At 44.5% G+C, this 21,933-nt stretch carries 19 protein-coding genes; 11 read left to right on the forward strand and 8 right to left on the reverse strand.

Annotated features, from left to right (window positions below):
- On the reverse strand, nucleotides 1-255 hold a 255-nt coding region (locus tag L865_RS0118660), incomplete at its 3' end, for a transposase (RefSeq protein ID WP_028774631.1).
- A gap of 198 nt (nucleotides 256-453) precedes the next feature.
- Between L865_RS0118660 and L865_RS24195 the strand changes: the two genes are divergently transcribed.
- The 4 genes from L865_RS24195 (at nucleotide 454) to L865_RS0118680 (ending at nucleotide 2,298) form a co-directional block, all read left to right on the forward strand.
- Nucleotides 454-813 (forward strand): DoxX family protein, encoded by a 360-nt coding sequence (locus L865_RS24195; RefSeq protein WP_037471593.1) that lies wholly within the window; start codon nucleotides 454-456, stop codon nucleotides 811-813.
- 173 nt (nucleotides 814-986) lie between these two features.
- Entirely contained in the window at nucleotides 987-1,412 is a 426-nt protein-coding gene (locus L865_RS0118670) for a GNAT family N-acetyltransferase (protein ID WP_028774632.1), read from the forward strand.
- A 34-nt stretch (nucleotides 1,413-1,446) separates the two neighbouring features.
- Complete coding sequence (locus tag L865_RS0118675; protein ID WP_028774633.1) at nucleotides 1,447-1,905, forward strand: GFA family protein; 459 nt, start codon at nucleotides 1,447-1,449, stop codon at nucleotides 1,903-1,905.
- A 144-nt stretch (nucleotides 1,906-2,049) separates the two neighbouring features.
- Entirely contained in the window at nucleotides 2,050-2,298 is a 249-nt protein-coding gene (locus tag L865_RS0118680) for a hypothetical protein (RefSeq protein WP_028774634.1), read from the forward strand.
- An 83-nt stretch (nucleotides 2,299-2,381) separates the two neighbouring features.
- Here the strand turns inward: L865_RS0118680 and L865_RS0118685 are convergent, their stop codons facing one another.
- From L865_RS0118685 to L865_RS0118700, 4 genes are all read right to left on the reverse strand, one after another.
- The gene (locus tag L865_RS0118685; protein ID WP_028774635.1) at nucleotides 2,382-3,353 is read right to left on the reverse strand and encodes a PstS family phosphate ABC transporter substrate-binding protein; all 972 of its coding nucleotides are present in this window, start codon (nucleotides 3,351-3,353) and stop codon (nucleotides 2,382-2,384) included.
- Nucleotides 3,354-3,687: 334 nt separating this feature from the next.
- Nucleotides 3,688-5,007 (reverse strand): phosphate regulon sensor histidine kinase PhoR, encoded by a 1,320-nt coding sequence (phoR, locus tag L865_RS0118690; protein ID WP_028774636.1) that lies wholly within the window; start codon nucleotides 5,005-5,007, stop codon nucleotides 3,688-3,690.
- A gap of 64 nt (nucleotides 5,008-5,071) precedes the next feature.
- Entirely contained in the window at nucleotides 5,072-5,761 is a 690-nt protein-coding gene (gene phoB / locus L865_RS0118695) for a phosphate regulon transcriptional regulator PhoB (RefSeq protein WP_028774637.1), read from the reverse strand.
- A gap of 198 nt (nucleotides 5,762-5,959) precedes the next feature.
- Nucleotides 5,960-6,919, reverse strand: a complete 960-nt coding sequence (locus L865_RS0118700; protein WP_028774638.1) for a porin — start codon at nucleotides 6,917-6,919, stop codon at nucleotides 5,960-5,962.
- A 291-nt stretch (nucleotides 6,920-7,210) separates the two neighbouring features.
- On the opposite strand from L865_RS0118700, the gene rdgC reads away from it, so the two are divergent.
- Nucleotides 7,211-8,122: a recombination-associated protein RdgC gene (gene rdgC / locus L865_RS0118710; protein WP_028774639.1), complete on the forward strand. Its 912-nt coding sequence runs from the start codon at nucleotides 7,211-7,213 to the stop codon at nucleotides 8,120-8,122.
- A gap of 74 nt (nucleotides 8,123-8,196) precedes the next feature.
- On the opposite strand, the gene L865_RS0118715 is transcribed toward rdgC, so the two are convergent.
- On the reverse strand, nucleotides 8,197-9,993 hold the full coding sequence (locus L865_RS0118715) for a M61 family metallopeptidase (RefSeq protein WP_028774640.1): 1,797 nt from the start codon (nucleotides 9,991-9,993) through the stop codon (nucleotides 8,197-8,199).
- A 127-nt stretch (nucleotides 9,994-10,120) separates the two neighbouring features.
- Between L865_RS0118715 and L865_RS0118720 the strand changes: the two genes are divergently transcribed.
- The 5 genes from L865_RS0118720 (at nucleotide 10,121) to L865_RS0118740 (ending at nucleotide 16,761) form a co-directional block, all read left to right on the forward strand.
- Entirely contained in the window at nucleotides 10,121-12,277 is a 2,157-nt protein-coding gene (locus L865_RS0118720) for a tetratricopeptide repeat protein (protein WP_028774641.1), read from the forward strand.
- A 135-nt stretch (nucleotides 12,278-12,412) separates the two neighbouring features.
- Nucleotides 12,413-13,969 carry a GGDEF domain-containing protein gene (locus L865_RS0118725; RefSeq protein ID WP_028774642.1) on the forward strand — a complete coding sequence of 519 codons (1,557 nt, stop codon included), beginning with the start codon at nucleotides 12,413-12,415 and terminating at the stop codon, nucleotides 13,967-13,969.
- Nucleotides 13,970-14,036: 67 nt separating this feature from the next.
- Nucleotides 14,037-15,389 (forward strand): nucleotide 5'-monophosphate nucleosidase PpnN, encoded by a 1,353-nt coding sequence (gene ppnN, locus L865_RS0118730; RefSeq protein WP_028774643.1) that lies wholly within the window; start codon nucleotides 14,037-14,039, stop codon nucleotides 15,387-15,389.
- A gap of 51 nt (nucleotides 15,390-15,440) precedes the next feature.
- Complete coding sequence (gene xni / locus L865_RS0118735) at nucleotides 15,441-16,199, forward strand: flap endonuclease Xni (protein WP_028774644.1); 759 nt, start codon at nucleotides 15,441-15,443, stop codon at nucleotides 16,197-16,199.
- Between the two features lie 160 nt (nucleotides 16,200-16,359).
- The gene (locus L865_RS0118740) at nucleotides 16,360-16,761 is read left to right on the forward strand and encodes a DUF3192 domain-containing protein (RefSeq protein WP_028774645.1); all 402 of its coding nucleotides are present in this window, start codon (nucleotides 16,360-16,362) and stop codon (nucleotides 16,759-16,761) included.
- A 42-nt stretch (nucleotides 16,762-16,803) separates the two neighbouring features.
- Here the strand turns inward: L865_RS0118740 and L865_RS0118745 are convergent, their stop codons facing one another.
- Complete coding sequence (locus tag L865_RS0118745) at nucleotides 16,804-17,277, reverse strand: methyltransferase family protein (protein ID WP_028774646.1); 474 nt, start codon at nucleotides 17,275-17,277, stop codon at nucleotides 16,804-16,806.
- 115 nt (nucleotides 17,278-17,392) lie between these two features.
- A complete protein-coding gene (locus L865_RS0118750) occupies nucleotides 17,393-20,188 on the reverse strand; it encodes a S9 family peptidase (RefSeq protein WP_425423652.1) in 2,796 nt (931 codons plus the stop codon).
- A 282-nt stretch (nucleotides 20,189-20,470) separates the two neighbouring features.
- Between L865_RS0118750 and L865_RS0118755 the strand changes: the two genes are divergently transcribed.
- Nucleotides 20,471-21,478: an isocitrate dehydrogenase gene (locus L865_RS0118755; protein ID WP_028774648.1), complete on the forward strand. Its 1,008-nt coding sequence runs from the start codon at nucleotides 20,471-20,473 to the stop codon at nucleotides 21,476-21,478.
- Nucleotides 21,479-21,933: the final 455 nt, after the last annotated feature.

Genomic DNA, 21,933 nt, shown 5'->3' on the forward strand with positions numbered 1-21,933 from the left:
CACGGCGGCCTCCTTTAGGATATTTCTCTCTTCGGTTACTCGACGTAACTCCGCCTTGAGCTTACGTATTTCGTCTTGTTGATTATCAATGGTGACGTGTTGCTTTTCTGGCTTATCAAACTTGTTAATCCAGTTGTGCAAACTTTTGGGAGTAACGCCTAATCTCTCTGCCACATCGGCGATCTGGTGACCACGTTCTGTAACTTGTTTAACGGCTTCGATTTTAAATTCGTCGGGATATCGTTTTCCGCGCATGTAACACCTCATATTTTTGGTTCATTATAACTCTATGAAGTGTCTACTGTTCTAGGGGCTTACCAATATGAAAAGTTACTCAAAAGGACGCAAAACGCTTGACTTGCGCTCCTTCGTCGCAAATTTTAGCCAAAAATTTATGCGCCCATTAGTAATGGCATCAGGTTTTCTCTTTGTATCTAAGTATGAGTATTCGAAATGAAAAAATACGGATTTAATATCGCAAGAGGATTAATTGCCCTTGTTTTGCTAGCTGGTGGATCTGCCAAATTATCAGGAGTTCCTGAACTTCACGAAAGTTTTTATATTCTGGGGCTACCTGAGTGGTTCGGCTACTTCATTGGTGCTTGCGAAATCGCTGGCGCCATAGGGTTGTTCATCAGACCTCTCTGCGCTATTTCAGCTGCTGGTATCGCTATGATCATGGCCGGAGGAGTGTATTTTCACGTCATGCATACACCTGTCGCCGAAGGAATTCCTGCATTTGTCATATTGGCCCTCAGTGTTTTTGTGTTTTTAAAAACAAAATCGCAAATACTCAAACTACGTAAAACCTAACGAGTTGCTTAAACGGAAAATTAACAGTTGGCTAGTCCTATTTAAGCAGCTCAATGTGGCCCATCAAGTCTACCAATTGCCTTATATCATCATCTAATATCTAGCGGGTGCATTGCCTAACGAGATCGGCACAAAGTAGACTCTTGTCTAACGTGATAAGGAGATCATCGACAGTGATATCGTTTCAACCTACTGCAGACTTGTTAGCTTCAGCTCAAATCACTTTTGATAACATGCGTAGCTACTATGAACATTACTCGGTTGAATGGCAGCTGCCACAAATCCATACGCAAATAGCCGATTTAGAAAACTGGGATATTATTTACAACGGAGAGATTGTCGGTGCGATTCGCTTAGCCTATGGCAGCCAAGGTTGTTACCTGCGTGATTTACAAGTGGCGCAGCAGTTTCAAAATAAAGGCATAGGTCGTGATGCGATAGCTGAAGTCAAACGCTTGGCAATAAAAGCTGGAGCCAATCAACTTAGGCTACGGGTGTTTAAAATTAGCCCTGCAGTCAGTTTGTACCAAACCATTGGTTTCACAATCGACACTCAGAAAGAGCGGTTTTATTACATGTCCTTGAAAATAGTTGAATAAGTCGCTTTAACCGATAAAAGAAAGGAGTCATTAAGTGAAAGGTAGTTGTTTGTGTGGTCACGTCTCGTTTGAAATAACAGCTGAATTACCCCCGGTTTATCAATGCCATTGCTCTTTATGTCGCCGGGTATCTGGTTCATCATCTAACTCAGCGCTAATTATTGCAGCGCCTAATTTTAAATGGCTATCGGGTCAAAGCAGTATTCGCTCATTCTCTACAGAGTCTGGTTTTAAATCAGAGTTTTGCCAGATATGCGGCAGCCCAGTGCCAAATATTAATGCCAGCGGCAATGCATACTGGGTGCCTGCTGGGCTGCTATCAGAGCCAGTAGATACCTCGGTGATCGCTCATGTTTACAGTGATTCCCATGCAAGTTGGGATGTCGGGTTTCTTAGCGATAGCCTAGCAAAATTTGCCGAAATGCCAAGTGAGCAACAATGGAGTGAGCTTTGTCGCCAGCACATGCACGACAAGTTGGCTAACAAAGCGTAAAGCGCACTATATTGCACTTTCAGATCAATTAAACTGGCTTGTGTTGTGGGTGTACCATTTAGGGCTACTTTTTTATCTCGCGTTTGTAGTAAGCTACCTGTCGAGTAAGCAATAACTATTAATATAAAAACCAAAGGATTGGCAATGAATATCGACAAATGGGCGGTCATTAGAGCGAAAGGTAAAACACGTTTTGTGATGCAACATGGCGTATTGTATTGGGGTATCTCTACCGCGCTGATGTGGTCAGTTATCATGCACCTAATTGAGCCAACTGAACCTCTGTGGGTTAGACCCGCCGTTGCCTTGGTGTTGTTTCCCCTAGGCGGCATATTTTTTGGTCATTTTGTCTGGCGATCATCAGAAGCTAAGTTTGCTAGCCAAGCTAAATAGTCAAACGCATCCCATAAGCTTGCCGTTTAACGATCAAAAAAGGCCTCAACTGAGGCCTTTTTAAGTCAAACTGATTAGCTTAATTAAAGACGGATACCGGCTTTAGCTAAGTCTTTTGCAGTCACAGTGCTAGGAAGTGGTACATAACCATCTTTCTCAACAATTTGCTGACCTTGCTTAGACAGTACAAAGCGTAGGAACTCACGCTCTAGTGGAGCTAAGTCTTTGTTTGGGTGCTTGTTCACGTATACATATAGGTAACGTGAAAGTGGGTAAGTACCGTTAGCTGCGTTTGCCGCTGTCGCGTCTACAAACTTGTCGCCCTTCTTAGATACAGCTACCGCTTTAACACCTGCAGTTTTGTAGCCAATACCTGAGTAACCAATCGCATTCAATGATTGTGATACAGACTGTACTACTGATGCAGAACCAGGTTGCTCGTTGACGTTCGCTTTAAAGTCACCTTTACAAAGTGCTTTCTTTTTGAAGTAACCGTAAGTACCTGATACAGAGTTACGACCATATAGCTGTACGTCGCGTGCTGTCCAACCGCCTTCTAGGCCAACATCACCCCAACGCTTAACATCGTCACCACCACACTTGTGTGTTGCAGAGAAGATACCGTCGATCTCATCAATGCTTAAGCCTTTGATTGGGTTATCTTTGTGAACGAATACAGCCAATGCATCAATCGCAACACGAATGGCAGTTGGCTGGTAGCCATAATGCTTTTCAAATGCTTCAACTTCGTTTGGCTTCATTTGACGGCTCATTGGGCCGAACTGTGAAGTACCTTCAGTCAAAGCTGGTGGCGCAGTAGAAGAACCTGCAGCCTGAATCTGGATATTTACGTTAGGATAAAGCTCTTTATACTCTTCGGCCCACAAAGTCATCATGTTTGCCAAGGTATCTGAACCTACAGAAGATAGGTTACCTGAAACACCACTGGTTTTTTCATATACTGGTAGAGTCTGATCAATGGCAGCCATAGATGCTGCAGAAAAGACACTAGCGGCTGTAAGACTAACTGCACCGACAAGCTGTTTAAGTTTCATTCTTTGCTCCAATGTTAAGCGAAGTTGCTTAGTAACTTTATTAAGTTGCAGCTAGTATCAATCGCAACAGTGACAAGTCTATGACTAAGATATGACACTTAAATGACAACGCGACAAATAAACAGCAAAAATCGGCCATATTTGCGCCATTCAGATCCCGTTTGACCAAATATTACGTTGAGTCGTCAAAATTCTGCAATCAATTCGACTTCTCAGTTTGTTATAAACAGTAAATAGCACCATTTTTCTGTTAACAAGCTGCCACAGCTCAGTAACGAAAAACGGCCTGTTAACAACAGACCGTTTTAAATTTATACGCTAAATGACAATAATCTTACGATGAGCTTGGATTCTCGTCGCCTTCGTTGACCAATAAACGGTTAGGGATAATAAAGCTAAAGCAGCTGCCTTTACCCACTTGGCTATTGATCTGCAATTCACTTTGGTGATGACTCAAAGCATGCTTGGTGATCGCCAAACCTAAACCCGTACCGCCATTTTGACGTGAACGCGCACTATCTACCCGATAAAAACGTTCTGTGAGTCGACTTAAATGTTGCGCCGCAATACCTTCACCGGTATCGGTGACACTAAACTTAGCCCCTAGCGGTACACGTTGCCATGCAATCGTAATGGTGCCGCCAGGTTCGGTATAGCGAATAGCATTAGACACTAAGTTAGTGCAAGCACTGCGCAGTTGCAGTTCATTACCATAAATGTCTAAATCTGGTTCAAAGTTAACAATGATTTGGTAGCGCTCAAGTGAAAGCGCATTGGCTTCCTCTTTAAGGGTTTCCATCATCAAGGTCATATTGACCTTGTGCTCAAGGTTAACCCCTTGTGCATCTTCAATCCGCGACAGGACTAATAATTGCTCTACCATAGAGCGCATACGATTAGTTTGCTGCTGCATTTGATCCATGGCTTTTACATTGGGCGAATTTGGCTCGGCCATGCCTTGCATCATTTCTAGGTAACCCTGCAGCACGGTCAAGGGTGTTTTAAGTTCGTGGGAAACATTAGCCACAAACTCTTTGCGCATTCCTTCTAATTGCCGCACTCGAGTGATATCGCGCGCCATCAACAGTAACTGCCCTGCCCCATAACCCATAATTCGGATCTCTAACACCCGACCATCGGCTTGCGAGCGGGCCAATTCAAATGGCTCATCGTAATCATTTTTTTTGAGGTACTTAGAAAAGTCAGGGTAACGAATCAAGTTGTCGATACGCTGGCCATTATCTTGCGGCCAAACTAAGCCAAGCATCAGCTGTGCAAGTTTGTTACACCAAATAATGTTGTGCTCGGCATCAAGTACCACCGCCGCATCGGGCAAGGCTTCGGCACCTTGACGAAATCGACCAAGCAAGAAGGCTAATTGTGATACACGCTTACGGTTCTTACCTTGCAAGCGATAGATACCATTGAAGATGCCTTCCCAGCTACCACTGCCATTAGGCGGGGTTAGGCGTCGGTCACGCCAGAGCCAATAATTAAGACGGGAGATTTGACGATAATGCCAAACAAGCAAGGTAATACAGGCTAACAACATCACCCATAGCACTTCACCAACCATGAGGCCAATCAATAGCGATATGGCTAGAATAGAAAATAGCCGCGATAGCAGTCGATAACCAGAATATGAATCAAACATAGGGTAACCAATATGAGTAACAGGCACAGATTAAACTAAAAGCGATTCTGTGCCTACTCATTTACTATAGGCGGGTAGAGAAACGGTAACCTGCACCGCGAACAGTTTGAATCAAACGATCATGCTCTGAAGGTTCAATCGCTTTTCTCAAGCGACGAATATGCACATCAACAGTGCGGTCTTCAACATAAACGTTAGTACCCCAAACGTTGTCTAATAGCTGCTCACGGCTATATACACGTTCTGGGTGGGTCATAAAGAAATGCAGTAAACGAAACTCGGTCGGCCCCATATCAAGCACCTGCTCACCCACAGTCACGCGGTGGCTTACAGGGTCAAGAACTAAACCTTGTACATCTATCGGCTCTTCAAGCGCGGTAGGTGCACTGCGACGCATTACGGCTTTAATACGTGCAACTAATTCCTTTGGCGAAAACGGCTTAGTGATATAGTCATCAGCGCCGACTTCAAGTCCTTTTACTTTGTCTTCCTCTTCACCACGTGCTGTTAGCATGATGATGGGAATGTGACGGGTAAATTCATCTTGGCGCAATTTCTTCGCCAATTGGATACCACTGCCACCTGGAAACATCCAATCCAGTAACACTAAGTCTGGATACGGCTCAGACAACATATCTAGGGCTGAATCGAAATCCTCTGCCGCAGTTGTCGTAAAGCCGTGCTGTTCCAACACAAATGTTAGCATCTCCCTGATGGCTAACTCGTCTTCAACTATCAATATCCTAGCAGTCATATGCGATCTTCTATCAGTGAATTTTATCAGTGAATATGTTCAACGCTATTATTGGTCAGATTTATTACAAAATTATGATCGACTGTGCGCATATTGTCATAAAGCGCGAATAAATGTCATAAAAACGCCGTGTAAGATCGCAAAAAGGAGGCCTAAGGCCTCCTTTTAAACATTTGATTGTTTTTAAATCAAAACAATTTAGAACTTGTGCTCAAGGCCTAAACCGATGAAGTTGTCATCTTTGGCTGCGCCTTCGTAGCTAGTCGCAGTGTAGAAAGCAAACAGTTTAGTTGGCTTACCTAGTTTGTAGTCTGCGCCCACTGACCAAGAATCACCTTTGTCTTCCATATCTTGGAACTGCGCTTTAAGTACCACTGAGTCGATAGTGTAAGCAGCGCTCAATAGGTAGCCAGAGTAGCTGTCGCCATCAAATGGGTTGACTTCATCATTGTCGTCAACGTCATAGACTTTTTCTTCTTGCTGGTACATTGCACCTAGTTTGAAACCTGCAATTTTACCTTGTACGGTTGCACGCGCAACTTGGTAACCTTTTACATCTGAATCATAAGCAATAGATGCATAGATTGGTGAGCTCTTAAGGCCTGAATCACCGTACATTGCCGCTAAGCTGTAGCCATCTTGCTCAAGCTGATCACTGTCACCACTTGCAGCGTAAGTGACACCTAGCTGGAAACCGCTCATTGAAGGCGTTACGTAAGTTGCAGTTTGTGCTAGACGGTTCTCACCTTTGAACAAGCTCTTAAGATCACCTGATAGGTCGTTGAATTGGTCCACTTTTCCTTGTGACTTTTTCAACATAGTATCGTTACGACCAACAGAAACGGCACCAAAGTTGCCACGTAGGCCAACAAACTGGTTTCTGGCTTTGAAGTTCTCTTTCGCATCATCACCCGTATCAACTTCATACTCGATAGTATAAAAAGCTTCTAGTGAGCTGCTAAGTTCAAATGCGCCTTTAACACCTAAGCGTGACGCGTTGCTTTGGATAGTCGTTTCAGAGTCGCCTTGTACATCATTAGATTGCGCTGTAACGTTTAATTTGCCGTAAACTGTAAGAGGATCTGCAGCATGCGCTGAGGCAAGAGTCGCAGTAGCAAGGGCAGAGGCTAGTAAAGTTTTACAAAAAGCGTTCATCATTTAATCCTTTCGACGTTTACTTCGTCTGGTTATTGGTTTGGACGGCCGAAAGTGTGCATTTGTTATATTGCAGTTTTATTTCAATTGATTGCTAAATTAGTCACGTCTGTTGCAAAAATGTTAGCAATACAGGCCGAAAAGCGCGCCACGACGGGCTTTTCTAACTGTCACAAAAAATATGACAGTTTGATGAATTATCACTTTGATAACATTTAAATCGGTTTATCTAATGGTTTACCGCGCGCCTGCAATGGCATACACTGCCGTTTTATTTTTGATTGAGCGCCTGTTATGTGGTTTAAAAATCTCACCGTTTATCGTTTTAATAAACCTTTCTCTGTCGATACAGAAGCGCTAGAGAAATCGCTAGAAGACTTCACTTTCTCTCCTTGTTCTAGCCAAGATATCAGCAAGTTCGGCTTCTCCAAGGCCCTAGGCAAGCATGGCGATGCTCTGGTGCACAGTGCCAATGACCGTCATCTTATCTGTGCAACTAAAGAAGAAAAGATTCTTCCCGCACAGGTAATTAAAGAAGCGCTTGAAGAAAAAGTGGCGCAACTTGAAGCCGAAGAAGACCGAAAGCTCGCCAAAAAAGAGAAAGATGCACTAAAAGAAGAGATCACCACCACGCTTTTACTGCGTGCTTTTTCACGTAGAAGCCAAATTCACGCGCTGATTTTGCCTGAAATCGATATGATTTTAGTCGACAGTTCAAGTGCCGCTAAGTCAGAAGAGTTATTAGCGCTATTGCGAAAAGCACTCGGCTCTTTACCTGTGATTCCACTGAGCTTTAAAACCCCATTGGAAACCCAGATGACCCAATGGCTGCAAGAAAACCACGCGCCAGCACCTTTTGAAATGCAAGATGAAGCCGAATTAAAATCTGACTCAGATGAAGGCGGCATCGTTAAGTTTAAGCAGCAAAGCCTAGTAGAAGCTGAAGTACTGGCGCATCTTGAAGTGGGCAAGCAAGTGCACAAGTTAGCACTGCACTTTGGCCAATCCATTGCTTTTGTGCTGCAATCTGATGCTGGGATCAAGCGCTTGAAATTCTCTGAAGAGTTTAGAGCTGGCAATGATGATGTGGGTAATGATGACCCCATCGCACGATTAGATGCTGACTTTGCCTTAATGGGCAGCGAGCTCATCGCCTTGATGAACTCATTAGTTGAAGTGCTTGGCGGCTTGGAAGACAGTTTATAATTAGTCAGCACGGCACCAATAATAAAAAAACCACCTTACGGTGGTTTTTTATTCTCTACGCCATCAACACGCTATTATTGCAGCTCGCCCGCGTCGTCAAATGGCCAATCGATACCTAGCCAGGCGCTAAAAAAGGCTTTCTGTGCTGCAGAAGGTTTATCAACACTCACCAATGACAAATCACCGCTCGGCTTCTCTCCTAAGGTTAATGTCACTTGTTTAAGTTTGTCATCACTAAACAGCAGCAGCTCAATACTGTCATTAGGCGCAAAATCTTTTAAGCGTTGCGACAATCCTTTTGCCGTCACTCGCAGGCCATTGATGGCAATAATCTCATCGCCATTGACAATACCAGCCTGCCACGCGGGACCATTTAAAGCCACATGTTGCAGGACTAAACTGCCTTTTTTGGCCTCAAAGCCACTATCAACTTGCACGCTATTATCGCTAGCGTAACGCATGGCTAAGCCCGCTTGCTGCAGTAACTCCGGATAATCAAGCACTAAAGGCTGATTAATATGTTGCTGCCACCAAGCTTGATAATCTTTGCCGCTAACTTGTTGCAAAATCCCTTGTACATCTTTCACGGTATAGCCTAAAGGAATGCGATGGTTTGCATAGAGTGCCTGATGCACATCTCGGTATGATTTCGCCATCTTGGTGTCTTGTAGTAGAGCAAAATCCAGCGCCCAAGAGGCAATAAAGCCTTCTGAGTAGATATTAGCACTGTGGTTTTTGGCATAGTCACCACCGCTTGATACCCACTTATTGGCACTGCCTTGGGCAATAGATTGCACCGCGCGACCTGGGGTATTGATACTGCTATCAACGCGTCTTGCTAAGTCAGCTAAAAACTCTTTGGCAGTTATCACGCCTGCTCGCAGCAATAATTGGCTTTGAAAGTAACTGGTAGAGCCTTCTGCAATCCATAACAACTCAGTGATGCCTTCCTGCTGATAGTTATAAGGCACTAGCCCTTGCGGGCGATAGGCTTTCACATTCCAAGTATGGATAAACTCGTGTGAGGCCGTTTTAATAAAGCCCAAGTAGTCTTTGCGCTCTCTAAAGCTAAATCTTGGTCGCTGGATCACCGTCGAATTAAGATGCTCTGTCGCGCCGCTGGCACCACTGGTGGCATGCACCATATACACATACCGCTCAAAGGGATAGTCAGACCAAATCGCCTTAGCTTGGCCACTTAACTTAGTTAAGTCTGTCACCATCTCATCTAAGTTGTAATTGCCCTCACCCCACACTACCAGTTCATAGTCGCGGCCATCAGCGCTAAATTGACGATGCTGACTAATGCCGGTTTCTATCGGGGAGTCAACCAACACGTCATAGTTCAATGCCATAAAACGGTGAGTTTTATCGCCACTCACCATACCGGAATAACTGCGCCAGTCCTGCGGTACACTCAAATCAACTTGCTGTGGTTCATTGCGAAAGCTCGGACTATAAACAAATACTCCACTGGCATCGAGATAAGCATGGCTGTCATTAATATGCGACACACGTTGGCCAAGTTTATTGGCATAAACCTGATAGCTAACCGTGACAGCGCTAGGTTGGGTTGATTTCACCGTCCACTCACCACTAGCGGTGCGCTGCCAAGGCAAGCGATTGCCATGAGCGTCTATCGCCGTAAAGTAGCGAATTACATCGCCTAAGGGCAGCACTTCGTACTTACCGGTGCGCCAAACCGGTAAATTAACCTTTAATTGGCTTTGCTCTGTTGTGGGGAAAGTGACGCTGACCTTGGCCAAGTGATGATGTGGCTCGGTAAGGTCGATATGATAATTGACCTGCGCATATGTGTTTACACTAAAAAGCCCTGCAAGAAATAAAATCAAGGATACTGCTAGTTTCACTCTGGCTTCCTTCTGTTATTATTGTTAGGAAATAGTGCCAGAAGTATATCGCGTATTGGCGATAATAGCCTTTATAAGCAACAATAATTTAAAAACCCAGTTTACATGGGTAGGTAACTCTATATAAATGCGCCCTATATTTACCTTGATTTTTCTCAGCTTAATATTGCTGTCAAATGTAGCCTATGCTGTTGATAATATTGCCATAGAAGTTAAAGTTCGTGAGTCTGCGGCTGACTTATATAAAGATGTTACCAGTACGATTACACTGCCAATCACCTTTAGCGATGAAGCTGAATTTAACGCGGTGGCTCAATCGCAGGGCTTCACACCCCAGGAGCTTAAACAGCAGCTGCAGCTGACGTTACGTTTACTGCTCGCAACCGGTGTAAAGGTTGAAAACAACTTCCCCCAAGCCCAGCAACTCATAGAACAGCTCAGTATCATCTCCCACAGCGAGTATGACTTAGCTTTTTTATATGCCATGCAAGGCCGCTTTGCGGGTCGCAGTCGCCAAGACTTCCCTACCGCTATCACCGAGTACAATCGCGCACTAGACAAAGTGCAATCGCTTAGTGGTGTACAGGCATTATTGTTAAAACATACGATTCATCAGCACTTGGGCGATTTGAATCGTATTGTGCGTCAAAATGAACAAGGGCTTTATCATTTAGGCCAATATCGACAGCTGGCTTACCAACTGAAAAACGGTTACCTGATAGCTAAAGCCGAAGCGGCTATGGGTCACTATTATAATAAAACCGAGCAATTGACCCGCTCTCTACAGCACTACGCTGAAGCGATTCGATTATCAGAACAGCTCAACAAACCTTACTTAAAAGCACAGTTACAACTTAGTTTAGCGCGGGTATATCGTGATTTACGTTCGTGGGACGAAGCCCTGACTTATGCCCATAGATCAGCTGAAGAATTTACCCGGCTTGAACATGACAGCTATGTGTCAGCTTCAATGACCGTGATCGCTATGGTGTATGGCGAACAAGGGATGTGGAACCAGGCTATTGATTACTATCTAAATGCTCATCAATTAGATGTTAAACGAAAAAACTATACTGCCCAAGCTTTGAACTACCATAACCTTGGTGAAGCTTATTACAATAATGGCCAAACTCAACTGGCACTCGATGTATTAAAAGAGTCCAATGGCATATTTGTACAACGCAAGAGTAATCATTACTTAGTCTACAGCGATCTGTTGATTGCCGAGGTCGCCAATAGCGCAGCGCAGTGGCAACTGGTCGATACCCATGCCACTAGAGCTTACGAGCTCGCAACCAGCCAAACCTTGTTAGATGAGCAAATTGAAGCACTACAATATCACGCCAATGCCCTGAAAAACACAGGTCAACTGGATGAAACGCTGCAAGTTATCGAACAACTTATCGTCCATGCCAATGCACGCAGTCAGCAAACCAGTAGTGAAGAGAGTGGCCAAACAAGCTCACTGACAGAACAGAAGTTAAAACCAGAACTCAACCAATTAAGCAGCAAACAAAAAGACAGCCAAGCAGCGCTGGAACAATCAAAAATTGCCTTAGTGGTTATCTGCATCATATTGGCATTTAGCTTGCTCACTTTATTTAATGTGCGCCAAGGTCGAAAGAAATTACAGTTACGAGAACAACAACTCAGTCAGCAAGTTTTGCAAGACCCGCTTAGCCAACTGCCGGGCTATCGGGCGCTAATCGCCCACCTGAGTGATACTGACAAGCCAAAAACTATTGCCAGCTTTTCACTTACCGCTCAGCTTAATAGTGATATTAATCAGGGCTTAGCGTGTAATAGCGACATGATTGCAGAGCAATTTAATGCCATAGTTGAGCGCACGGGTGCGCAAGTATTTGTAATACGCCCAGGGCTATTTAGCTTGTGTTTACACGAGCAAGTGGAGCCGCAACACTTGTTAGAACAAATTCGCTTGGCAATCAATGAGCACCACGGCGATACCGCCATACATTTAGGGCTACTGCAATTGCCACTACTGGATAACCCAAATGCTAAATTGTCGGCGCAAACCTACTACACGAGTTTGCAAATGGTGCTCGCCGGTGCCCAAAGCTTAGGTGAATCGCAAGATTACTACGTCACCTTTAAGCCTCTTAATTTTACGCCAGTGGCAATTTTTACATCTCCACTATACTTACACTTAGAAAAAGCCATCGCCCGTGGCCTGTTAAAAGTGACAACGAACGGTAATAAAGACACGATTTTGTGGCCAAGATGGAAAAGTCATCAAGATATTGATGTGGATAGTCTAAATTGATTAAAGTTAGCGTATAATTGTGCCGATAAAATACTGATTTTCAGTAAACAATTAATCGGCTAACATGACGAGAGTCAAACTTTGTTAAACTATCCAAATCGAACATTAAACAAGGACGCTGAATCAAAGGTAAACATGAAGGATACGACGGCTAATATTTCGCAAATAACTCTGCTCAAACAAAAGTTGCACTCAGCTCGTGCAGCGTTAGAGGAGATGAACGAAGATCATAATCAAAAGCTGGCGTCATTACTGCAGTTTATCGGCCATTTAAGCCTGGCCTGTAAAGGACAAAACCTTGAACTCGATAATAAATTAGCCAAATTACGCCACAAACTCGGTGGTTTTGATCGGGTAGAAGAAGCCTTACCTGAGCTGGTTGAAGTTGAGCAAATCCTCAAACAACAATACAACCATGTGATGGTGCAACTAGAAGACGGTCGCACCAGCCTGTCTAAAGTCATCCGCCAATTACAACGGGTAGACTCAGCCCCTGCGCAACTGAAAAAAGAGATCAGCTACTTTAAACAAGAGCTAGCCAAACCTTTCCATACCTTTTGGGACTATATTCCTAAAGTCGAACGCTTGGTTGGCTTTTACGACGCAATTTTACAAGAGCAACTGACTCAAGGTGACAAGCTAGAAGTCCTGCCTAAGCATCGACAGTTAGCCCATGAACTGGCGCAAATGATCTCAGAAATTGAGTTTCGCAAAGATCAGCGCGACCAAGTTTTAGTCGTTAAAGACACCCTAACCGATGACATTGAAGTTGAAAGCTTAATTGATGCCTACCAGACCATCTTAAGCTTATTGTTAGAGAACATTGCGCTTGAGAAGTCAGCGTCGCAAGAGTTCTTATATGCGCTTAACGATGCACTGTCAGCGGTGCGCGAAGTCGTTAGCGATTCATACAACAATAATCAACGTAGCTTCCAATTAAAAAAACAGCTCAACCGCGAGATTAACAGCCGCGTTGATAATGTTGGCGATGCAATAATCGATATTGATGACATTCACAGCTTGAAGTCGCAAGTTACAGAGCAGCTGGCTTCACTGCGCACAGCGCTGGGACGCAAAGAAGCTTTAGAGCAGCGAGAGCAAGCCCTGCTGCGTAAGTCGATGGAAACCATGCGCACAGAGCTCAACGAACTGAGCCGCGAAGCCAATACCTATAAAGAGCGCTTATTTGAACAGCAAAAGCTCAACTTGTTAGATACCCTCACCCAGCTACCAAACCGCGCGGCATTGGAAGAGCGCATGGAGCAAGAGTATCGCAATCATCAGCGCCATAAACAGCCATTGTGGGTTGCGGTGGCTGATATCGATCACTTCAAATCAATCAACGATACCTTTGGCCATAGTACCGGTGACAAGACCTTACAAGTTATCTCTATGGCACTTAAAAACTCGCTACGTGAAACCGAATTTGTTGCCCGTTATGGCGGTGAAGAGTTTGTCATGCTAATACCTGACGTATCGGCTACCGACATAGACCAACTGCTTAATCGGGTAAGGGAGAAAGTGAAAAATATTCCCTTTAAGTTTAAAAATCAGCGGATTACGGTTACAGTATCTATAGGTGCCGCACAAATCATGAATAATGAGCTCATCAACGAGACATTTGAAAGAGCAGATGCAGCCCTATACAAAGCAAAACACGAAAGCAGAGATAGAGTGGTTATTGACGTATAAGCGCAGACAATTTTTAGTTTATTTATCAAGTTCCTGGGTCTGCACGCCGCTCTACTAAGGAGTTGCCATGTTAGTCAACATCAGTCCCCGAGGCAGTATGGATCAACTTTCACAACTGGAAGTCGATCGCCTCAAGCAAAACGCCAAAAGTGATTTATGCCAACTGTATCGCAACTGCTCATTGGCCGTACTCGCCTCTGGGCTCAATAGCGATAATGCCGAAAACCTATTCTCACAATACCAAGACTTTAATATTCGGGTGCTCAGGCGCGAACGCGGCATCAAAATAGAGCTCACCAATCCACCCGAAGCCGCATTCGTTGACGGTAAAATCATCACCGGAATTCAAGAGCATCTATTTGCCGTACTACGCGACATTGTTTATATCAGTGATCGCTATGAAAATCTTAAGCACATTAACTTAACCAACTCGAACCACATCACCAATGTGGTATTCGATATCCTGCGCAACGCTAAAGTGATGCCGCGCCAAGAACCCAATATCGTTGTGTGCTGGGGCGGCCACAGTATCAATGACAATGAGTTTCTCTATACCCGAGAAGTCGGCTACGAACTGGGATTACGCGGCCATGATATCTGCACTGGTTGCGGCCCGGGCGCAATGGAAGGCCCAATGAAAGGCGCAGCGATTGGTCATGCTAAGCAACGGATCACCACCGCACGTTATATAGGCCTTACAGAGCCCAGCATTATCGCTGCCGAGCCACCTAATCAAATTGTCAACGAGCTGGTAATTTTACCGGATATTGAAAAGCGCCTAGAAGCCTTTGTGCGCATGGGTCACGGCATTGTGATCTTCCCTGGCGGCGCTGGTACCGCAGAAGAACTACTGTATCTACTGGGCATTTTGCTCAATAGCGACAACCAAGATAGACCCTTTCCGCTGATATTAACTGGTCCTGCAGCCAGTGCAGAGTATTTCAATAAAATCGACAAATTTATTGGCGCTACGCTTGGTCAACAAGCACAAGATAAATATGAAATCGTCATCGATGATCTGGTCCGCGTGGCCAGAATCATGAGCCACGGCTTGGACGAAGTGCAATCAGACCGTAAAGACAGCGGCGATTCCTATCAATACAACTGGTCTTTGAAAATCGAGCCAGAATTTCAACTTCCGTTTGAGCCCACCCACGAGGCCATGCATAGCCTAGATTTACACTTTCAGGATAATAAAGCCGAACTGGCGGCTAACCTACGTAAAGCCTTTTCTGGTATCGTAGCGGGCAATGTAAAAATGGACACCATAAAGGCGATTCAAGCCGAAGGGCCGTTTGAAATTAAGGGTGATAAAGCCTTGATGGCCATGATGGATGAGCTGCTACAAGCATTTGTTGAGCAGCAACGTATGAAACTGCCTGGCAGTGATTATGTGCCCTGTTATCGCATCATCACTTAACATCGGTGATGCGCAATTTATTATTAAGCAAAAGGACAACTGCTTGACCCCATGAACACCCTGTTAATAATTGATGGTTTAAATTTAGTGCGGCGCATGCACGCCGCACAAAAAGACGACACCCATATCGACGGTTTAGCGCCGCGATTGACGTCAGCCTGCCAAAAGCTCATCCAATATCATCAACCCAGCCATGCCGTTATTGTATGGGATGGTAAACAACAGTCATGGCGTAAACGCCTGTATGAAGATTATAAAAAAGATCGAAAACCTATGCCCGCGGCATTAGAGGCAGGCTTAGGTGACATTAAACAAGCTCTGGCAGCTGCTGGCGTGCAATCGATAGATGCCGATAGCGAAGCCGATGATGTTATCGCCACACTCGCCACCAAAATGGTCAAGGCTAAGGGCGCAGCAATAATCGTCTCAACGGACAAAGGCTTTACCCAATTAACCCATCCACAAATTAGCCAATGGGATCATTTTGCCCAAGCAGCAATCACCGTTGAGGAGCGAGAAGCGAAGCTAGGTGTCGATCATGGACAATTTATCGATTACCTCGCATTAGCAGGTGACAGTGGCAATAAAGTCCCAGGCGTGCCCGGTATTGGCCCTAAATCTGCGATGGAATTGTTACGCACCTACCGCACACTGGCTAATATTTATGCGTCAATTGAAAATATTGGGGCTAAACAAGCAAAAAAGCTCGAGTCGGGCAAACAACTCGCCAGAATGAGCTACAAACTTGTGCAATTACAAATAGATATGCCGTTAGAGGTCAATCTAAGCCAGTTCAGATTAGCCAAATGATTGCCAGAATGTAAACATTAAGTTACTTATCTCACATTTACCCGACGGTCGAATGTCGCTATCTTATCCAAGTAAAGATAACAGACAGTGTAATATCACTGCACAGATTTATAGATTACACGTCCCGTACGTGTAGCAAGTTCAAGGATTGTTCGACGATATGAAATCAAAAGCACCCGTCATTATTGGATCTATTTTTGCCGCTTATTTAGCTTTTGTGGCTGTAGTGGTATTAGTTTATGAACCTACGCCTGATGAAATGGATTGGGAAGATAGACAAGCCTATAACGCAGCTAAACTGACTGAGATTAATCTAGGCCAAAGCATAGAAGAAGTGAGACTACTATTAGGCAATGCGGATTTCAGCGAAGCAAAAATGAGCCAAGGCGTCAGCTTACAAGTGCTTTTTTATCGTACCCACCATACCAAATCAGATGGTGAGACCACTCGAGATGAATGCACGCCGTTACTCTTTCAAGACAATAAGCTCATTGCCTGGGGCGATGACACTTATAATCAATATGTCACCGCCTCTATTCCTGCGGGCGAAACCTCTCAATAAACTTCAGCTCATGCACTGCTATGTCTTTAGCAGTGCTAAACCCTAAAACCACAATAACCAGCGTGGTACTTTGCGGCAATAGTCTTGATAGTCGTCACCAAACTTTTGGGTCAAATAGCGCTCTTCGGGTGCAATGGCAAACTGGTACACCAACACCAGTGATGGCAAGGTACTTAAAATGACCCAACCTTTACCTACAAACAGTCCGATACCTAAGGGGTAACTGCAAAATAGCAGGTAAATGGGATTGCGACTGTAAGCATAAATACCGTCAACAATCACTGTTGAAGTAGGTTTCCAAGGTTCGATATTGGTTGATTTCTGGCGAAAGTTAATCGCTATTTTTAACAACGCAAGCGAGCCTACTAGCGGCAGCAGTAGCCCCATATAATGCACAGGCTCAGGCAACTTAAAGCCCATAGGTACAGCCAATTCCAATGCCATGGCAACTAAAATCATACTGATAAACATCATAGGTGGGGGAAACTTAACCTGCGGGCCACGGCGATCATCCATAAAATCATTACGCTCCTTGTTTGCGATTAGCCTTCTAAACTGCCGTGCTATAGCCTGCAAGTCAAGTATTAAAAAGCCGAGCATTATCGCTCGGCTTTGTTAGACATTATGTTGATTAGTCAGCTTTTTTATACTCTTGGTAAGCTTCGCCTTGTTGCAACCACTGCGGTGCAGGTTTGCCCTTAAGGTAATGGTCGAAGTACTCCATCATGCGAATGCTGTAATCGAGCTTATTTGGATATTTTTTCAAGTGATGTGGTTCATCTTGATACTGCAAGAACACCACATCTTTACCCGCCCTACGCATCGCTAGATACATTTCAACGCCTTGCTCCCAAGGCACCGCATCATCTTTATCACCAAACATGATCATCATCGGTGTTTTAATGCGCTCGGCATAAAATACCGGCGAGTTCTCAATGTATTTGTGCGGCGACTTAAATAAGCTCTCACCGATACGACTTTGACCGGTCTCATACTGGAACTGACGCGCTAAACCACTGCCATGGCGAATGCCACTGTATGCACTTGTCATGTTTGAAACTGGCGCTCCGGTTACCGCAGCCTTAAAGATGTGCGTTTGTGTAACGGCAAAAGCGGTTTGATACCCACCCCATGAATGCCCCTGTATACCAATAGCATCTGGGTCGGCAATGCCCATATCGATTAGTTTTTGCACCCCTGAATTCAGCGCCTGCACCGAACTTGGCCCAGGGTAACCTACTTCAAAACGGATATCGGGTAAGAATACCGCATAGCCATTATCGCTAAACCAAGCAAAATTTGGACGATGATTAATTTTCATCTGCGGGAAGGCGTGCAAACGGTCACTCATAATGCGATAAAAATATACTAATACCGGATAACGCTGACCTTCTTGGTAGTTAGTCGGCTTAATCAGTACGCCATCAAGTGGCTTACCATCGGCATTTGCCCACGTCACTAGTTCAGAGTGGCTCCAATTTAAGCCCTCTTTTTGGGCGTCTAAATTAGTTTGTTGTACCGCCTTTTGTGGTTGACTAACATCACCCACATACAGATCGGGGAACAGATCATAACGTTGTTTTGAAAACACAAACTCGCTGCTGTTCTCCGCTCGCGCTAGTGGGGTAAGCTTGTATTCACCCGCCATCAGTTTACTGACACCACTGACGCCAAGGTTAACTTGATAAAAACCGTCAGCCTTTGTGCGCTCATTATAACCATGTAATAACACTGCCTGCTCAGGCGCTAGTCGGGTAGGCTGTTCTTTATCTTCATACAGTCCCGCCACGCGGTACTGAATTTGCTGCTTACGGCCCTGTTTGGCAGTAAGACTAAATGCTTGCAGCGACTCAGTATTAAACTGCCACACATCATACTTGTCGTAAGCAATAAAACCTGAACCATCTGCTATCCAAGGACCAAAACCATAGCTAGGTGGCATTGACGGATAGTCATGATCTTCATCACTAAACTGGGTCTTTAACGATTTAGTCAGGTTCACCCGTCTATCTTGGGCTATTTGATACAAGAACAGATCGCCCTGCTGATAATAAGCCACCGAGCGCTCATCAGGTGACAATGTAGGCCTTTCAGACGAAGGTTGCTGAGTTAAGAAAGCAATTTTTCGCCCTGTATTAATATCAATCAGGTAGAAATCTCGATAAAAACCCGCCCAGGTGATCATTTTGCGATAAGGGATATCTGAGCTAGCCAGTAGATAGCGTGATTGTTGCTCTAGCTGCACATCAGGCACCTGCTGGTCTGCCAACTGAACAATATTATTGCTGGCTAAATGCATTACCGCCAAATAAGTGCGTTTGAGTTCTTTGTCATACTGCTCTATCTCATTGGGTTTAATGCGCGGATCGTCACCATGCCAAATACGTAAATTACGTTGACCGGTTATCACCTGGCTATCTGTTAAATCTTGCGCTTGTTTAACTTCAGGCAGGCTTAACTGTTGGCTAACTTGCGGGACGCGACCAAAGAACAGTCGCTTATTGTCATCGGAAAAACTGACTTCACTGTAACGATTCAGAGTCCACTCTGCACTATTCACCACAGTGAACCAGCGATTATCACTGACATAAAAAATCGCTAGTTGGTATTCACGTCCGTAGGGGTTAGCCTCAACCGCACCAAAGGTATGGGCGACTCGCAGGCCATCTTCGCTGACGGCAATATGGCCAATTTGTTGGTCAGTGTATGCCTTGACTAGCGCGGTGCTGCCGGCTTTTAAATCACTCAAGTGCAACTGGTGCAGCTGATTAGCAATGTCATTGGTTGCCAACGCCAAATGGCTACCGCTGCGGTTAAAAGCAAACGCGGTAACATGCTCAAAGGCTTGCTGTTGCATGTTAGCCAAATCTATCAAGACAAAACGACTGCCTTTATCGAACTTATCGATTTTAGGCGCTTTGTCTTTATTCTCTGCGTTATCGTCTTCGCTACCTTTGGCAGTTTTTTTCTCTTGGTCAGCTTCAAACCAGATAGCTAAATGGGTGCCTGTGTCATTAAATTGAAAAGACTTTACCTGCTCATAGCTGGTTTCTTTGCCGGTCTTGGTATCAAGCAACACCATGCCCGCTTTAAGCTTTTTCTTTTCCTTTGCCGACGCCGTTTCCTTGGTTAACAAGGGCGTATCACGTTCAAATGCAACAAAATGTCCATCTCGGCTCACTTTCGGCTTAGATGCATTTTCAACACTAAATTGTTGCGAAGATGTTAGCGTTTTCACCAGGCCATGACTGTCACCACGATCGGGCGCGACTTCAACAGCCAGGGTGTTACCTTCAGCTGATATAACAGGCTTTTTGAGTGACTCAAACTGCATCACAGTTTGTGGCGTGATATTGCTAGCAAGCAAGTGAGGACTGAATATGCTGGCACTGACAACGGCCAGCGTAGCGAAAGATAGTGGCTTCAAAGTCTTCCCCGTTTTCTTATTATGGTTAATCTTCATAGGTTCACTTTATTAGACTAAAGTCGTCTTTTTTAACCTTTAACGAACAATCATGGTGATAAGCGCCGTTTATTGCAAGTTACCCTACAGAAAAAAACGTGAGATTGCTCACCTTTTTCTGTGAAAAGTGTTTAAAAGTGTTTAAAATGTATGAGACGACAAATAATAATTTTCACAGTCATTAATACCGTGTCTTCCGACATGGTCAGACAATAGCAGTAACGACCAACCGTGGAAGGACTCTCCATGTCAAAAAGAACTATAACCGTGATTCCTGGTGATGGGATTGGACCTAGTATTATCGATTCAGCAATCAAGATCCTCGATAAAGCCGGATGCGACTTCGACTATGAATTTGCAGATGCTGGTCTAACTGCACTAGAGAAACAAGGTGAACTACTCCCGCAAAGCACCTTAGATTTGATTGAAAAAAATCGTATCACTTTGAAGGGCCCCCTCACCACACCAGTGGGTGAAGGCTTTACCTCTATCAATGTGACTTTGCGTAAAATTTTCAGCCTTTACGCTAACGTTAGACCGGTACTGTCTTTTAAAGGTACCCAAGCACGTTACGACAACATTGATATCATTACCGTACGTGAAAATACTGAAGGTATGTATTCAGGCCTAGGTCAAACCGTTTCTGATGACGGTGCAACTGCTGAAGCGACCAGTATTATTACTCGCCAAGGTGCAGAGCAAATTACAACTTTTGCTTATGAATTAGCACGTAAAGAAGGCCGTAAAAAGGTCACTATCGTTCATAAAGCCAACATCATGAAGTCGACTTCAGGCTTGTTCCTGAAAGTGGCCCGCGAAGTGAGCGAGCGCTATCCAGATATTACCACTGAAGAGATGATTGTTGATGCAACTTGCATGAAGCTAGTCATGAACCCAGAAAACTTTGATGTGATTGTGACCACCAACCTGTTTGGTGACATCCTGTCAGATTTATGTGCTGGTCTAGTAGGCGGCTTAGGTATGGCACCAGGTGCTAATATCGGTAAAGATGCGGCAATTTTCGAAGCGGTACATGGGAGCGCACCTGATATTGCAGGTAAAAACCTCGCTAACCCAACTTCAGTGATTTTAGCTTCTATCCAAATGCTTGAGTATTTAGGCATGGCTGATAAAGCCGAAGCTATCCGCAGTGCAGTATCAGCGGTTATTGAAGAAGGCGACCGTACCACTCGCGATCTTGGCGGTACACACGGCACTACTGACTTCACACAAGCTGTCATTGACCGCCTGTAAGCAATAAGCAGTGTTTACAAAAAAGCCCTGACATGGTCAGGGCTTTTTTATGTTTATTGGCTGCTAAATAGCAGTTATACCAATCAGTATAAGAATTTGATCTACTCAGCGTGCTTTTGGCAAACTAATTCAAGGCGAATAACTGAAACAATGGTTGCTCCCTTGTGAGGTTATTCAACGCAGAAGTAGGTAGCCAAAAACGCGCCAGAATGGCGAGTTTTAGCGATTCTGATGCTGTGTTAACGAGCTTAACCGTAGAATAACTATGCTCTTCACTCGTTGCAAACCACATGGATGTGGTGAATGTCATTAATGCAGGAGCATTTAAAGACCTTGCCTCAGAACCGCTAAACTCTCGCTGAGTGACTAAATGTTTATACTGATTGGTATTAGAAGCCTGTTTGTGGGCGCAACCATAAATGCACCGTCACTTCATCACGATCATGATAAAGGTG

It is taken from the genome of Shewanella waksmanii ATCC BAA-643, from assembly GCF_000518805.1.
GTDB classification, from domain to species: domain Bacteria; phylum Pseudomonadota; class Gammaproteobacteria; order Enterobacterales; family Shewanellaceae; genus Shewanella; species Shewanella waksmanii.

Excerpts from the sequence above, each read along its gene's own strand:
- xni (WP_028774644.1), top strand. The coding sequence starts at position 15,441 with ATGAACACCCTGTTAATAATTGATGGTTTAAATTTAGTGCGGCGCATG.
- L865_RS0118740 (WP_028774645.1), top strand. The coding sequence starts at position 16,360 with ATGAAATCAAAAGCACCCGTCATTATTGGATCTATTTTTGCCGCTTAT.
- L865_RS0118700 (WP_028774638.1), bottom strand. The coding sequence starts at position 6,919 with ATGATGAACGCTTTTTGTAAAACTTTACTAGCCTCTGCCCTTGCTACT.
- L865_RS0118725 (WP_028774642.1), top strand. The coding sequence starts at position 12,413 with ATGAAGGATACGACGGCTAATATTTCGCAAATAACTCTGCTCAAACAA.
- ppnN (WP_028774643.1), top strand. The coding sequence starts at position 14,037 with ATGTTAGTCAACATCAGTCCCCGAGGCAGTATGGATCAACTTTCACAA.
- L865_RS24195 (WP_037471593.1), top strand. The coding sequence starts at position 454 with ATGAAAAAATACGGATTTAATATCGCAAGAGGATTAATTGCCCTTGTT.
- L865_RS0118720 (WP_028774641.1), top strand. The coding sequence starts at position 10,121 with ATGCGCCCTATATTTACCTTGATTTTTCTCAGCTTAATATTGCTGTCA.
- rdgC (WP_028774639.1), top strand. The coding sequence starts at position 7,211 with ATGTGGTTTAAAAATCTCACCGTTTATCGTTTTAATAAACCTTTCTCT.
- L865_RS0118745 (WP_028774646.1), bottom strand. The coding sequence starts at position 17,277 with ATGGATGATCGCCGTGGCCCGCAGGTTAAGTTTCCCCCACCTATGATG.
- phoB (WP_028774637.1), bottom strand. The coding sequence starts at position 5,761 with ATGACTGCTAGGATATTGATAGTTGAAGACGAGTTAGCCATCAGGGAG.
- L865_RS0118680 (WP_028774634.1), top strand. The coding sequence starts at position 2,050 with ATGAATATCGACAAATGGGCGGTCATTAGAGCGAAAGGTAAAACACGT.
- L865_RS0118755 (WP_028774648.1), top strand. The coding sequence starts at position 20,471 with ATGTCAAAAAGAACTATAACCGTGATTCCTGGTGATGGGATTGGACCT.
- L865_RS0118685 (WP_028774635.1), bottom strand. The coding sequence starts at position 3,353 with ATGAAACTTAAACAGCTTGTCGGTGCAGTTAGTCTTACAGCCGCTAGT.
- phoR (WP_028774636.1), bottom strand. The coding sequence starts at position 5,007 with ATGTTTGATTCATATTCTGGTTATCGACTGCTATCGCGGCTATTTTCT.